Origin of the sequence: Xenococcus sp. PCC 7305, from assembly GCF_000332055.1 — a bacterium.
Classification (GTDB): Bacteria; Cyanobacteriota; Cyanobacteriia; order Cyanobacteriales; family Xenococcaceae; genus Xenococcus.
Genome location: NZ_ALVZ01000219.1, coordinates 24707 through 38980, shown reverse-complemented (window position 1 = coordinate 38980; position 14274 = coordinate 24707). Strand labels below are relative to the sequence as shown.

General features: G+C 41.2%; 12 protein-coding genes and 1 tRNA gene. 7 read left to right on the top strand and 6 right to left on the bottom strand.

The window, feature by feature from the left end; all coding sequences use genetic code 11:
- Positions 1-3: 3 nt before the first annotated feature.
- From XEN7305_RS19800 to XEN7305_RS19790, 3 genes are all read right to left on the bottom strand, one after another.
- Positions 4-75 (bottom strand) — tRNA-Val (locus XEN7305_RS19800).
- A gap of 77 nt (positions 76-152) precedes the next feature.
- The gene (locus XEN7305_RS19795) at positions 153-446 is read right to left on the bottom strand and encodes a hypothetical protein (RefSeq protein ID WP_006511285.1); all 294 of its coding nucleotides are present in this window, start codon (positions 444-446) and stop codon (positions 153-155) included.
- A gap of 340 nt (positions 447-786) precedes the next feature.
- Positions 787-1743, bottom strand: a complete 957-nt coding sequence (locus tag XEN7305_RS19790; protein ID WP_006511284.1) for a DUF6208 family protein — start codon at positions 1741-1743, stop codon at positions 787-789.
- 53 nt (positions 1744-1796) lie between these two features.
- Between XEN7305_RS19790 and XEN7305_RS19785 the strand changes: the two genes are divergently transcribed.
- The 5 genes from XEN7305_RS19785 to XEN7305_RS19765 all read left to right on the top strand — a co-directional run bounded on the left by XEN7305_RS19785 (position 1797) and on the right by XEN7305_RS19765 (position 8615).
- A complete protein-coding gene (locus XEN7305_RS19785; protein ID WP_006511283.1) occupies positions 1797-2990 on the top strand; it encodes a hypothetical protein in 1194 nt (397 codons plus the stop codon).
- Positions 2990-3694 carry a class I SAM-dependent methyltransferase gene (locus XEN7305_RS19780; RefSeq protein ID WP_006511282.1) on the top strand — a complete coding sequence of 235 codons (705 nt, stop codon included), beginning with the start codon at positions 2990-2992 and terminating at the stop codon, positions 3692-3694. Before XEN7305_RS19785 ends, XEN7305_RS19780 begins: the two co-directional genes overlap by 1 nt.
- A gap of 171 nt (positions 3695-3865) precedes the next feature.
- Positions 3866-5716 (top strand): NAD(P)H-quinone oxidoreductase subunit F, encoded by a 1851-nt coding sequence (locus tag XEN7305_RS19775; RefSeq protein WP_006511281.1) that lies wholly within the window; start codon positions 3866-3868, stop codon positions 5714-5716.
- Positions 5717-5746: 30 nt separating this feature from the next.
- Positions 5747-7303, top strand: a complete 1557-nt coding sequence (locus XEN7305_RS19770; protein WP_052035210.1) for an NADH-quinone oxidoreductase subunit M — start codon at positions 5747-5749, stop codon at positions 7301-7303.
- A 10-nt stretch (positions 7304-7313) separates the two neighbouring features.
- Complete coding sequence (locus XEN7305_RS19765; protein WP_006511279.1) at positions 7314-8615, top strand: CO2 hydration protein; 1302 nt, start codon at positions 7314-7316, stop codon at positions 8613-8615.
- A gap of 32 nt (positions 8616-8647) precedes the next feature.
- Here XEN7305_RS19765 and XEN7305_RS19760 read toward each other — a convergent pair whose 3' ends face one another.
- Both XEN7305_RS19760 and XEN7305_RS19755 read right to left on the bottom strand, forming a co-directional pair.
- Positions 8648-9529 carry an alpha/beta fold hydrolase gene (locus XEN7305_RS19760; protein WP_006511278.1) on the bottom strand — a complete coding sequence of 294 codons (882 nt, stop codon included), beginning with the start codon at positions 9527-9529 and terminating at the stop codon, positions 8648-8650.
- Between the two features lie 131 nt (positions 9530-9660).
- Positions 9661-10284 carry a pseudouridine synthase gene (locus XEN7305_RS19755; RefSeq protein ID WP_006511277.1) on the bottom strand — a complete coding sequence of 208 codons (624 nt, stop codon included), beginning with the start codon at positions 10282-10284 and terminating at the stop codon, positions 9661-9663.
- Between the two features lie 66 nt (positions 10285-10350).
- Here XEN7305_RS19755 and cbiD point away from each other — a divergent pair, with 66 nt between their 5' ends.
- Together cbiD and guaA are read left to right on the top strand one after the other, a co-directional pair.
- Positions 10351-11493 carry a cobalt-precorrin-5B (C(1))-methyltransferase CbiD gene (gene cbiD / locus XEN7305_RS19750; RefSeq protein WP_006511276.1) on the top strand — a complete coding sequence of 381 codons (1143 nt, stop codon included), beginning with the start codon at positions 10351-10353 and terminating at the stop codon, positions 11491-11493.
- A 194-nt stretch (positions 11494-11687) separates the two neighbouring features.
- On the top strand, positions 11688-13310 hold the full coding sequence (gene guaA, locus XEN7305_RS19745) for a glutamine-hydrolyzing GMP synthase (RefSeq protein ID WP_040898766.1): 1623 nt from the start codon (positions 11688-11690) through the stop codon (positions 13308-13310).
- Positions 13311-13513: 203 nt separating this feature from the next.
- Here the strand turns inward: guaA and XEN7305_RS19740 are convergent, their stop codons facing one another.
- A complete protein-coding gene (locus XEN7305_RS19740; protein ID WP_006511274.1) occupies positions 13514-14227 on the bottom strand; it encodes a DUF6515 family protein in 714 nt (237 codons plus the stop codon).
- Positions 14228-14274: the final 47 nt, after the last annotated feature.

Below are 14274 nucleotides of genomic sequence, written 5' to 3'. Positions count from 1 at the left end.
AAATGGGCGATACGGGACTTGAACCTGTGACGTCCTGCTTGTAAGGCAGGCGCTCTACCACTGAGCTAATCGCCCTTGCCAGATAAATATAGCATAACCTGGATTAAAAACAAAATAATTAATTTTTAGATTTTTGAGCAGTAAAAATAAGGCTATAGCCAAGTGGAAATGGAACGTAATTCTTCGGGAATTGGAGTCGTTTCTGAGAACTCCAGAGTTGTTTCGCGATCGCCCAAATACCCTGATCCAGTAAAAGCAAGTAACATCCTAGATAAGGCAACCCAGACATCGCGATCGTATTCCCAATCTTGACCTCTAGAACTATAGCAAGCAATCGATTTTAAAGCCCAAAAATAGCTATTTCTCACGATGGAACCACCTTTTTTATATTTAGGGAGATCTTCATGGGAGATAGCTAAGATGTCATCTTCAAGATTTACTTTCATTAATCACTTTAGAGATTCTGACTGAGATGTTCTTTCGGTTTGTTATAAACCATATCTCTATGAGTAGTCTAGTAAATCAATCAATTATTTACTTTTGCACCGCAAGATTAAATCCAGTGAAGCGATGTTGCAATCATCAAGCCGATCGCAACCCCCATCATGCCACTCAACATTTTGGGGACAAAATCAAATTGATTGTGAAACTTGGATTGATAGTTAGTCATTGTTCTTAATTCCGGTGAACTCTACTAAATCAAAACTAGTACATGTACCCTGTAAGTAGTGTGACGAGCGTCACTAGTGCCGTTTCGCGGAAGTAATAAGTGATCAGTAAACGATATTAATTATTCTTTAAAAGAGCTTGCTGCGATAAATCATTTTCCGTGACAATTTGAAACTGAATCTTAGAAGTGTCAAAAGACAATCCAGGTTGAGGGCGAATTCTTAATAAATAATAGCTATTCGTTTCAGGAGCAGCGATATTATGTTCTGTGGTAGAAATCTCACACCAGCTTAAAGGTAAACTAGAGCGATCATAAAGATTAAAATATATATTACAGTTATCAATAATTTCTTGCGCGAAATCTAGCTTCAAACTTTGTCTTTTTCCTAAATAATTATAAGCAAAAAAAGTATCTGGTGCCCCCACTGGCAAAAACTCTTTTCTCACAAAAGATTCTGGTAAAAAGTTTCTAAGTTTTAAAATGGTGAAAATATAATAATGCAAGCTAGAATAAAACCAACTTTTAGCTTTAATTAAATCATGATAAAAATCATTGTTATTGACAGGAACCTCCTGTGAATCAGTTAGAATATTATCGTCAATTTTAATTGCTGGCAAAGTAATTTTATTTAATCGATTATAATATCTTAGCCCGAAAGAATATTTGCCCGTAGGAAGTTTAATGCTATACCAATCATTATTAGTAGAAATTTTACTGGATTCTAAACTAGTTATTGTTTTATAACCAGGAAAACTATAAATAACAGCAATCCAAGAACGAGCAGAACTATTAGCTGTCGCAATATTTAGACTTACTTCTTGCTCCACCTTAAAAGGCCCTAAAGTGCCGATAATGGCATGGGTATTCCAACGAGGGCCTTTGGTCATCAACACGGGTAAGATAAGAGGAGAATCTAGCATTTTTCGAGAAATAAAACGCCACATAGAAGCTTTGCTTTTATTAAGCACTAAGTAAATAGTGAAGAGATTACCAATGAGAAATTTTGTAATTTTATAAAAGACAAAAGATAATATCGCTAGGGGAATTTCCCAAATCAGAATTAATTTGCCCATTTTTATTTTTATTTAGGGTACGTTAGGGTTGCAATTTACCATGAAACAGAATCATGTTGAACTTCAAGAGTCTCAAGTCTCTACCTTCAGCGATCGCATTATCGCTAATACTACTTAGTTCTACTGGTTTGCTCCTGGGTTGCCGCAAGGAAAGTTCCCAATCTTCTTCTAACGCTACAGCAACGGTAAAATCCACGCTTCAAGGAAAACCTAGAGGATTATTTCTAAATACAGCTAATCTCCCAACGCAGGAATGGAGCAGAATCGAACGTTATATCCTTAATGATCCTACAGTTACTGGGGCCAATATCGTAATTCCTTGGTCATTAGTCGATCAAGGACCTGGTGCTACTTCTCAATATAATTGGAGCTATGTCTATCAACAGGCAAAACCTTGGATTGAAGCCGGAAAAACTGTCAATATTTTATTATGGGGTGCAGCGCAGAGATCTCAACAAGAATTTAACGGCAAATCAATCACGCCTGAATATGTTCTGAAAAATACCGATACGGTTAGTTGTCAGTGCAAAATTGGCAAAGGATGTGAAATAGATCCACCCCAAACGCCTGTATTTTGGGACGAAGATTATCAAGATAATTATCGTAAAGTTGTGCGAGCTGCGATCGCAGAGTTTGGCGATCAGCCCTGGCTGGGTTATTTTCGTTTTGGTATTGGTGTGGGGGCAGAGTCTTATCCCGGTAATGGGGTTACCTATGCCAAAAATCCCTGTACCAAAGAATGGACCAAGCCTTCCATTGGCCTTTCTCCAGAACTATGGCAAGAGCATAGTTTGGATTTTATCGATTTTCTCGCCAGCATTGAGACAGAAAAAACTATTTTAGTGACGATCAACAATTACGGGAAATCCTATGACATAGCCCGAGAAGTTGCTGCCCATGCGGCGGCCCAAGGTTTTGGTATTGGTACTCAAGGATTAACGAAAAATGCCCTCAATCTTTATGCTCAAGGTAAAAACTGTTATGCTGACTGGTGCAGTTTATTTAAAAAGTATGATGCGACAACAGTTTTAGAAGTCCAAACCGCAGCACAATCGAACCCAGCAGGTCGAGGTCGCGTCGGGCCTTTGCCTCCCTTATTAGATTTTGGTTTAGCAAAAGGTGTGGATATTTTTGAGCTTTATCAGGCAGAATGGTTTGTTGCTAATGACCCTGATCATCATCTTTATCAAAAATACGGTGCCAGTTATCGAGAAGCATTAAAAAAAGCAGCAGAGGAACTTAGGTGATGAATTCTAAGAATCAAGGCAAAATAGACCATATTGAGGGTCAAATGGTTGAAGGTCCCATTGGGGAGTTTCATAGAGATGTGCACAGCCTTGTCTATGATCCAGATAGACTGGAGCAAGCATATGATAAACATGCCGAGAATTATGATGAATTCCTCCAGGAGCTTGCCGGTGATGGCACATCTGGGTGCAGCCATTATACGACGTTATTTTTTAGTAAAATTGTACCGCTTCAAAAAAATATGCGGATCTTGGATGCTGGTGTAGGTACAGGCATTGGTGGAGTTGAACTTCTAAGCCTTGGTTATACTCCTCTTTCTATTGTCGGTGTCGATCTCTCTTCTAAAATGTTGGCCCAGGCTGAGCAGCGAGGAATTTATGAGGCACTCCATTATGCTCGCTTTCCTGAAACAAATGATATCTTGCCTTCAGATGAGTTTGATGCCGTATTATGTGCTGGAGGATTTAGTCATTGTGCAATGCCAGCTTCGGCACTTCCGGAATTTATCAGAGTTACTCGAACTGATGGTTTCATTGTATTTAGTGTTCGAAAATCAGTGTATGAAGAACCTAACTCCGAAATCAAAGCCACAATTAATCAATTAGAAGCAGCTGGCCACTGGAAGATTATGGCTCAAGAGTGCGGCGCCTATCTCCCTGCTGATGGGGTAGAAGCTATCTACATTGCCTGTCGTGTTTGCTAGTTACTGTGCCAATATAGAATTTTAGAGTAAACATTAAATTATAAAGCTTTTATTTTAATGTTTAAATATTTGTAATCATAGAAATAAGGTAATCATATTTTTTTTTGCATAGATCAAACGCTATGGTAAAGTACAATGAACAAAGCTAAAAGATAAAATAATCAAGTATCTATGGAAGCAAGTTTTAGTCAGACTATCTGGATAGTCCCCCTATACGCTTTGATTGGGGCAATCCTAGCGATTCCCTGGTCTCCAGGAATTATTCGTCGGACAGGGCCTAGACCATCAGGTTATCTAAACACCCTAATGACATTTGCGGCCTTGGTTCACAGTATTTTTGCCCTCAGGGAAACTTGGCAGCAACCAGCCAAATATTTATCTTTTCAATGGTTGCATGCTGCCGATTTAAATATTGCTTTTGATGTTGAAATTTCCTCTGTTACTGTTGGGGCACTAGTTTTAATTACAGGTTTGAATTTAGCAGCCCAAATTTATGCCATTGGCTATATGGAAATGGATTGGGGTTGGGCTCGCTTCTTTTCCCTACTGGCTTTATTTGAAGCAGGGATGTCTACCCTAGTTTTATGTAATTCTCTCTTCTTTAGCTATGTAGTATTAGAGATTCTTACTTTAGGAACTTATTTATTAATCGGTTTATGGTTTAACCAGTCTTTGGTGGTTACTGGTGCGAGGGATGCTTTTTTGACTAAACGGGTAGGAGATTTGATTCTCTTGATGGGGGTGGTCGCTTTATTGCCCCTAGCAGGAACCTGGAATTATTCAGAATTGGCAGACTGGGCAAGGACTACAGATATTGATCCTACGGTCGCAACTTTACTTTGTTTAGCCTTAATCGCCGGTCCTTTGGGTAAATGTGCCCAGTTTCCGCTCCATCTTTGGTTGGATGAGGCCATGGAAGGGCCGATGCCTGGAACAATTTTGCGGAATACAATTGTGGTCTCGACCGGTGCTTGGGTACTGATTAAATTACAACCTGTTTTAGCTCTATCTTCTTTTGCTACTAACTTTATGATGGTTGTCGGCGCAACAACGGCCATTGGCGCTGGCCTGATCGCGATCGCACAAATTGACATCAAGCGTTCTCTTTCCTATTCCGTTAGTGCCTATATGGGACTAGTTTTTATTGCAGTGGCAACCCAACAGGATATTACCGCCTTAAAATTGCTCTTCACTTATGCGATCGCAATGTCTTTACTCGTGATGAGTGTTGGGGGAGTTGTTTTAAACACTATTACCCAAGATTTAACCCAATACGGAGGGTTATGGTCACGTCGTCCCATTTCGGGAATTAGTTATTTAGTAGGTGCCGCTTCGTTGGTCGCTTTTCCTCCTTTGGGCTGTTTTTGGACTCTCACCGAAATGGCAGATAATCTCTGGCAAACTCATCCTTGGTTAGTTGCTGTGCTCGTAATCGTTAATGGCTTGACTGCTTTTAGTCTGACCCGCGAATTTGTGATGATTTTTGGTGGCTCCGAGAAACCGATGACGGTGCGCTCTCCCGAGGGGTTATGGGCGTTAGTCTTGCCGATGACCTTTGGCATGGGATTTGCTTTACATGTTCCAATTTTATTGCAGCGCTGGAATTTGTTGCCGAGTTGGTCACAGTTAAATTCAACTGTTGTACTTTCTTTAATTGCTTCAACTCTTATTGGTGCTAGTGCCTCTGCTTTTATCTATCTCAATGACAAGATTGCCAAACCCATTGTTCTCCAGCCGAAAGCAGTGCAAGATTTTTTTGCTTACGACCTTTATACTGCCCAACTTTATCGCGTCACGATTGTTCTGGTAGTTGGCTTAGTTTCGAGGTTGATTTCTTGGTGCGATCGCTATTTGGTTGATGGTGTAATTAACTTCGTTGGCTTAGCAACTGTTTTTAGTGGTGAAAGCCTTAAGTACAACGTTTCTGGGCAAAGTCAATTTTATTTCCTCTCAATTGTTTTAGGAGTAATTTTATTTATTGGAATACTCTGTTTCCCTTTAATTCCCCAATTATCTTTTTAACAAATGATAAATTTTTAATGATCAATGAAAATACTTAGTTTTTTACTTTGGCTACCTGTAATGGGAGCTGTAATTATTGGCTTTTTGCCAGGTAAAATTGCCTCAGCTCGCCTGAAGCAAATCACAACCCTGTTTGCCCTAGGAACTTTTGCCGTTACAATCTGGTTATTAACTCAGTTTGATTTAAGTAATGGTGGCTGGCAATTTTCAGAATATTATTCCTGGATAGATGCGATCGGCTTAAGTTATAGCTTGGCAATTGATGGTGTATCTTTGCCTCTATTAATTTTAAATAGCTTACTCACCATTGTTGCTATTTATAGTATTGGAGAAAATGTCGAACGGCCGCGGCTTTATTATTCTTTGATTCTCCTAATTAATGCCGGAATCACCGGAGCATTAGCCGCTCAAAATTTATTACTCTTCGTAATCTTCTATGAATTGGAACTAATTCCCTTTTACTTGATGATTGCCATCTGGGGAGGGGAAAAAAGAGGCTATGCCGCAACGAAATTCCTCCTATATACTGCAGTCTCAGGATTATTGGTTTTAGCAGCCTTTTTGGGCATTGGTTTTCTCAATGGTGGCAGCAGTTTTGATTACGACAGCCTAACTTCGCAAGGATTACCCTTAATCACACAACTAATTTTATTAACGGTCTTGCTGGTGGGCTTTGGCATTAAAATTCCTTTGGTTCCTTTGCATACTTGGTTGCCCGATGCCTATACCGAAGCTTCTCCTGCAGTGACAATTCTTTTGGGCGGTATTCTCGCTAAATTGGGAACCTATGGTCTGATTCGTTTTGGCTTACAATTATTTCCCGAGGCTTGGTCGCTAGTTGCTCCAGGATTAGCAATTATCGGCACAGTGAGCGTGCTTTATGGAGCCCTCAGCGCGATCGCACAAAAAGATATTAAACGCATGGTGGCTTATAGTTCCATTGGCCACATGGGCTATATTTTGGTAGCGGTAGCGGCAGGTACAGAATTAAGTATTTTGGGTGCAGTTGCGCAAATGATTGGTCACGGTTTGATCCTAGCCTTACTATTCCATTTAGTTGGTATCGTGGAACGGAAAGTGGGAACTCGTGATTTGGATATTCTCAACGGATTAATGAATCCCATTCGAGGTTTACCCCTTACCAGTGGGTTACTAATCCTAGCCGGTATGGCAAGCGCCGGGATTCCTGGCCTAGTAGGATTTGTCGCAGAATTTATTATTTTCCAGGGCAGTTTTAGTACTTTCCCGATCGCGACTTTGCTCTGCATTATTGCTTCTGGTTTAACCGCTGTTTACTTTATTATTCTGCTCAACCGCACCTGTTTCGGTAAATTAGATAATAAACTGGCCTACTATCCACGGGTACTGCGCTCAGAAAGCATTCCTGCTTTTGCTTTGACAATAATTATTTTATTTTTGGGAATCCAGCCTAATTGGTTATTGCGTTGGATTGAACCCACTACTAATCAGTTAACAGTGAACAGTGAACAGTTATCAGCTGATAGTTATCCCCATTCGAGGACAAGTCAGTTATCAGTAGGGGCGAGTGACCATTCGCCCGTACAAGAGTTATTAAGTCGCAAGTGAACAGCTAATTATGGTACAAACATCTCCCAAATCTACCAGTAAAATTCCTCCTTCCACTCACGAATTTGCTGATGTGATCCATCGTCTGGAAGCTGGTGGCTCAATGTTGCCTGATACTCCAGAGAACCTGATGCAGATAATTGGTATTTATAAAGCCTATGCTGTACCAATGGATTTCTATTGGCGTGATTTACTCTATATTGCCGAACGAGTATTTCTCAATCCGCTGCCTTTCTTTAAGTATTTTCTGCCTCAGAAGTATTTAGATTTACCCAATCATTATGCAGGAGAAAATGCCGATCTCCAGGTTTGGCGAGGCCGAGCATCAGCCCATCCTGAATTACTAGAATTTATGGAGAAGGGAACAACCAGCAAAATGCCCAAGTTGTTCCATCATCTCTGGCACGATCGCATTAATATGGAATTTGCCGAAGCCTGTATGCGAGCCATGCTGTGGCATGGAAGAGACATGGGTTGGGGTAAGTTTGATGCTTATCTCGATACAGAAGAGTATAAAGCTAATGCGGACAGAGCGATTAAGGCTTATTTTAAAGGTAATCCTCTAATGTTGGGGCTCTATAAACTCTTTCCCGATATGTTTCTCGAACAGGTAAGACAACTCTCTTACTATTCCAATCTCGGTTTATTTTGGGAGGTAATGGCACCTGTTTTCTTTGAAATGTCTGATATCTATGATGAAGGTGGATTTAAAGGAGTTCCTGATGCGATGGACTTTTTGGTAAATGGCATCTTTGCTGTTGCGGGGCGTCCGATCTATCATCATGTTTATATTGACGATGAATGCTACGAAATTATCCCTAAATCCCAAGGTTTTACTTGGTTGTATGAAGCGGCTTTGCCCTATGTCGAAGCAGTCTTTTATCGGACAGCTCCTTTCCGGGGCACCAAATCCTATAATGCTCAAGCGGAACAGGTGCCTGCTCGGCAGAAAGATTTTCACTACGGCATTCTCTACGCCGATGTCTTCCCTGTGGGAACAGCAGGGATTCCTCCCACATTATTAATGGATGATATGTTTCATTTTTTGCCTGATTATTTGCAGGAATATTATGAACAAAATTGTCGAGGCGAGGATGATGTTTTAATTCAATTGGGAATTACTTTTCAGCGATCGATGTATAACGTTACTTCTGCTGTGATTCAAGCATTGCGACAAGCTTTGCTCTATCCCCTTGATGATGAAAATCCTAAGCATTTAATGAAAAATCGCGCCTTTTTTGAGTCTCAAGTAGATCGCTTTCTGCGTCCTGAAGCCCGTTTGCGGGATATTCAGTCTCAGGATTATCGTTAATTTGAAAGTTGGATATTTGAGAGTTGAGATCTTTAAACGATAGTGAGAATTTTTTGGGCAACAGCTTGGGATTTTTCTAAATGGGGAACATGACCAGCATTGTCAATCCAAACCAATTGATTATTGGGGATTAATTTGGCGAATTTGTGGGCATCTTTAGTGCCCAGTATTTTGTCCTGTTTGCCCCAGAGAATCAAGGTTTCCTGGGCAATATTTGACGCTTTTTTGGTAAAAGAACCATAGCCACCGCTTTTAGTAAAATCAATTAGAGCTTGATTCCAATTACGGCATTTTAGATGCAGTGAAGCGCAAACCTGAGCATCTTGGCTGGCAAAACTCTTGTCATAATAAGCTGCTTTGCTAATATTATGTCTGACTTTGGGGTTGCGCAGAAATTCTGTTGCCCAATAATCTAAGGGTGGAAACATAAACTTGCCAATCATGGGTTGTTTGGCGAGTCCTGCACTGTCGAGTAAAACTAATTTTTCTACAGTTTCAGGATATTCCAGCGTAAAATCGATCGCCGCAGCCCCTCCCATGGAAGCACCAACAAGAATTACAGGTTTTTTAATTAGGGTTTTCCAGAAGTAGTAAAGGTGAGCTTTGATTCCTGCGGCGCTATAGGGCAAATTGGGAACGCGATCGCTAAAGCCAAATCCCAACAAATCCACTGCCCAAGTTTCTTGTTGTTCTGCGAGTTGCGGAAACAGACGACGAAATTCTAGAAGGGAACTATCAAATCCATGGAGTAATAAAATGGGAGTGCCGCCATTTCCCTGTTTTACATAGGTAGTGGGAATTGCTTCGGGACTAAAATCAGTAGCTATCGCTGAGATTTTAATTTCTTTGGCCAAAGCGATCGACGTATTTTCAGTTAGTTGGTTGGCTTCTACAGGAATATATTCGGGAAACATTTAAGTAATTGAAAATTGAAAATTGAAAATTGCTTGCCCTCGAATGGGGGAAAATTGAGGATTGCTGGCACTAAAGTATTAGCTTTAAATGGGGGAAAATTGAGAATTTTTTATCTGGAAGCCAGTATATCTCAGAATAATCCCTGAATAATTTGTTTTTCTGTGGCTGTCAATTCTCGATATTCTCCTGGTTGTAGAGAATCTAACCCAAATGAATAAAACTGAGATTTGGGGTCTTTTTTCTGGGCTACTTTGATACTGATTGCCACTCTAACTAGTCTCAACGTAGGAAATCCGATCGCAGCTGTCATGCGTCTAACTTGCCGATTGCGCCCTTCAGTCAGAGTTATTTCTAACCAACAGGTTGGGACATTTTTGCGATCGCGAATTGGCGGAATTCTTGGCGGCAGCTCGGGTTCTCTCTCTAGCAGTTTAACTTGTGCTCTGCGAGTGCGATAGTCTTTGATTTGTATTCCTGATCGCAGCTTGTCAAGATCTTGATCATTAGGAATCCTTTCAACTTGCACCCAATAAGTACGAGGATGGGCAAATTTGCGATGACCCAAATGATGCTTTAATCTACCATTATCAGTTAACAACAATAACCCTTCACTATCGAGATCCAATCTTCCCACAGAATAAACACCAGGGATCTTGATATAATCCTTGAGAGTTTTCCGACTCCCCCCATCTGCACTATTATCTGTAAACTGACACAAAACCCCATAAGGCTTATAAAACAAAAGACATTTCATCCCCTACTCCTCATCCTTCATCTCCTAATCCTCATCCTTCATCCCTCATCCCTCATCCCTTAAATTATGGGTTACACTCTTCCTGTTTTTGCTTGTGCATCTGCGATCGCAGCGCTACGATATCTACATCAAGATTTCACAGAAGATTGTGTTACCGTCGATCTTATTAAACCACCCCAGAAAGTTAATATTCCCATCGAACAAATAGCTCGAATTAATGGTCAATCTGCTTTAGCCATCACACGCAGCGACCCAGGAGAGCATTTAGATATTACCCGCAATACACCCATTTGGGCATTAGTAGAACGTAAAAAGTTACCCCAAATCCCCAATTCCCCAAATCCCCAATTCCCTCATACAAGATATAGTTCTCGAATCGAAATCAAAGGTGGAGAAGGAATTGGAATTCAAATCAACAATGAAAAACAATGGGCCATTTATGGTTACGCCAGAGAATTAATCACCCAAAACCTTCAGCCTTTATTAGCAACAGATGAAACTATTGTAATAACAATTATTTTGCCAGAAGGACGAAGGCTAGCCCAAAGAACTTCTAATGCCGCTTTTGGCGTAGTCGAAGGTTTATCTCTTTTGGGCACAACTGGTATTGTGCAACCTTTGACCGCAGCCAGTCAATTAGAAAAATATCAAGCAGAGTTAATCGCCAAAGCGCAAGAGTTTGACTCTTTAGTCTTTTGCCTCGGGGAAAATGGCGTAGATTTGGCTCCCAAATTGGGAATTAACCCCCAAAGAATCGTTAAAACTGCTAACTGGATTGGCTCGATGTTGGTCACAGCCGGAATGCACCAAGTCCAATCAATCCTTTTATTTGGTTATCATGGCAAATTGATTAAACTAGCAGGGGGAATTTTTCATACTCACAATCATCTAGCAGATGGTAGATTGGAAATTCTTACTGCCTATTGTGCCCAGGCAGGTTTGCCGAAAACTCAGATTCAAGACATTTTTGCCTGTGAAACCACAGAATCAGCCCTGCAAATATTGCGACATCTCGATGGGCAGACCGGGAGCAGCTGGGTGGATTTAGTTTACTCTGCGATCGCAGAATCCATAGACCAAAGATCCCAAGCCTATATCTACAAACACATAGAACAGAACGTTAAGGTGGGTTCTATCGTTTTTGATCGTCAGAGGAAAATTATAAAAAAAAGCTTTAGGAGCTCAAAAATTTTAGAAAAATTATGTTAGCATTATATGAATATTTCTGAGCTTCACAGGTTTAGGCTACAGGTAACCTCGAACATGGTAACTCATCGACTTATAGATTGAAAAGAGAAAGTTCACATTTTGTAATTATTTTTTACTTGTCAGAGAGACCCCAGCTTAAAAAGACGGGGCTTCCTCTAAATTCGTAAATCTACATTAAATTTATCCCCAGAATCATAACTATGCAGACGGAATCAGTTGCATCCTCTCCAGAGGTTAAATCCCAACAGAAAAATAGCTTTAATCGTCAAACCATTGCTATTATAGACTTTGGCTCTCAATATTCTGAATTAATCGCTCGTCGTATCCGAGAAACTCAAGTTTATTCTGAAGTTATTTCCTATCGCACCACCGCAGAACAGCTCAAAAATCTTGATCCCAAGGGAATTATCCTTTCTGGGGGCCCTAACTCTGTTTACGATGAGCATGCACCACAATGCGATCGCCAAATCTGGGAATTAGGAATTCCGATCTTAGGGGTCTGCTACGGAATGCAACTCATGGTTAAGCAGCTAGGGGGTTCGGTAGAAAGGGCTAAAAAAGCTGAGTATGGGAAAGCCTCATTATTTATTGATGATCCTACTGACTTGTTGACCAATGTCGAGGAAGGTTCAACAATGTGGATGAGTCATGGAGATTCTTGCACTCAACTGCCCCCAGGATTTGATGCTTTAGCCCATACCCATAATACTAGCTGCGCTGCGATCGCTAATCCTGAAAAAAAATTATTTGGCGTGCAATTTCATCCTGAAGTAGTTCATTCTGAATGTGGAATTGCTCTAATCCGTAATTTTGTCTATCACATCTGTGAATGTGAACCGACTTGGACGACTGAAACTTTTGTTGAGGAGTCAATCCGCGAAATTCGCGCTAAGGTTGGCGACAAAAGGGTTTTGTTGGCCTTATCTGGTGGAGTAGATTCTTCCACTCTTGCTTTCTTGTTACACAAAGCTATTGGTGATCAACTAACCTGTATGTTCATCGATCAAGGTTTCATGCGTAAAGGTGAGCCAGAAAGATTAGTCGAGCTTTTTGACAAAAAGTTCAAGATTCCTGTTGAATATGTGATGGCTCGCGAACGCTTCTTGGCGAAAATGGAAGGGGTTACTGATCCGGAGAAAAAGCGCCGTCTTATTGGACATGAATTTATCCATGTCTTTGAAGAGGAGTCAAATAAGTTAGGCCCTTTCGACTATTTAGCTCAGGGAACTCTCTATCCTGATGTGATTGAATCAGCAAATACCAATGTCGACCCTAAAACCGGGGAAAGAGTAGCAGTTAAGATCAAGAGTCATCATAATGTAGGTGGTTTACCGAAAAATCTTCGCTTCAAATTAGTGGAGCCATTACGCAAACTCTTCAAAGATGAAGTTCGTAAGGTAGCTCGTTCTATTGGTTTACCAGAAGAAATTGTGCGTCGTCATCCTTTCCCAGGGCCAGGATTAGCAATTAGGATTATTGGGGAAGTAACGGCAGAACGGCTAAATATTTTGCGGGATGCTGATTTTATCGTACGTGATGAGATTGCCAAACAGGGAATGTATCACGATTTTTGGCAAGCTTTTGCTGTCCTGCTGCCAATTCGCAGTGTAGGCGTGATGGGAGATCAACGTACCTATGCTCATCCTATTGTGTTGCGTTTGATCACCAGCGAAGACGGTATGACTGCTGACTGGGCAAAAGTCCCCTATGAACTTCTAGAGATTATTTCCAATCGGATTGTCAATGAAGTCAAAGGCGTCAATCGTGTTGTTTATGATATTACTTCTAAACCCCCTGGAACTATTGAGTGGGAATAAAGTAAGGGATGAAGGATGAGGGATGAGCGGTGCGACCCCGCGCCGCCGAAAGAGGTCGAAGCCCGCGTCGGCGAAAGACGCAAGGGAATGTCGACCTAGCAAGGGAACGCGCACCAAGAGAGGGATGAGGACTATTTGCGAATAGGATTTATAACTTATTCCTGATTCCTCAGGATTTACATGGGTTCTATAGAGAGCATCAATTAACTCACGATTTCTACAGAAAGAATTTCCCCATCCTCATCAACGTGATATTCTTTTTCAACTCCTTCTTCTTCAACAATATAAACATAGACTGTTTGATTATTTTGAGCTGAATTATAACTACCGATGAGCAGCGCTGCTGTTAAAAAGCTCAACCAGGCAAAACCCGCATGAACCCCATAGGGGCCCCAATAACTACCATAGGTTCGCCAACCAGGCCGCCCCACATAGACATTGCGCCTAACATCGATATTGACATTGCTTGGTCTTCGGTAATTGCGACCATCGACGTTGATATTGTTGCGATTGATGTTGATATCACCCCGATTTACAGCATTGGTACGATCTCCACCTCTATTAATAGTGCGATCTCCGCCGCGATTGATATTATTATTGTTCCCACGGTTGATGTTGCGATCTCCACTACGATTGATTTGGCCACTATTTTTGCGATCGCGGTTCATTGTATTCCGATTACTGGGTTGTCGATTGACTCGATTACTTGATTGGGGTCGACTCTGACCACCAGAAGAGCGCCCTCCACTTACTCTTCCACCGGAACGACCTCCCCGGCTGCCACCACCCCCTCGCCGTTGCGCTACGGCTTCACCAGTAAACATTGCCGGAACCGACAGACTCAAGAAGATTGGCCAGGCCAATTGTTGACTGCTTAAAATCGTCAGTACACTGAAAGTTGTAATAATCCGCTTCATGATAAGACCAAAATTTTTGTTATTGGGAAAGAGTGAATGTGATAGCA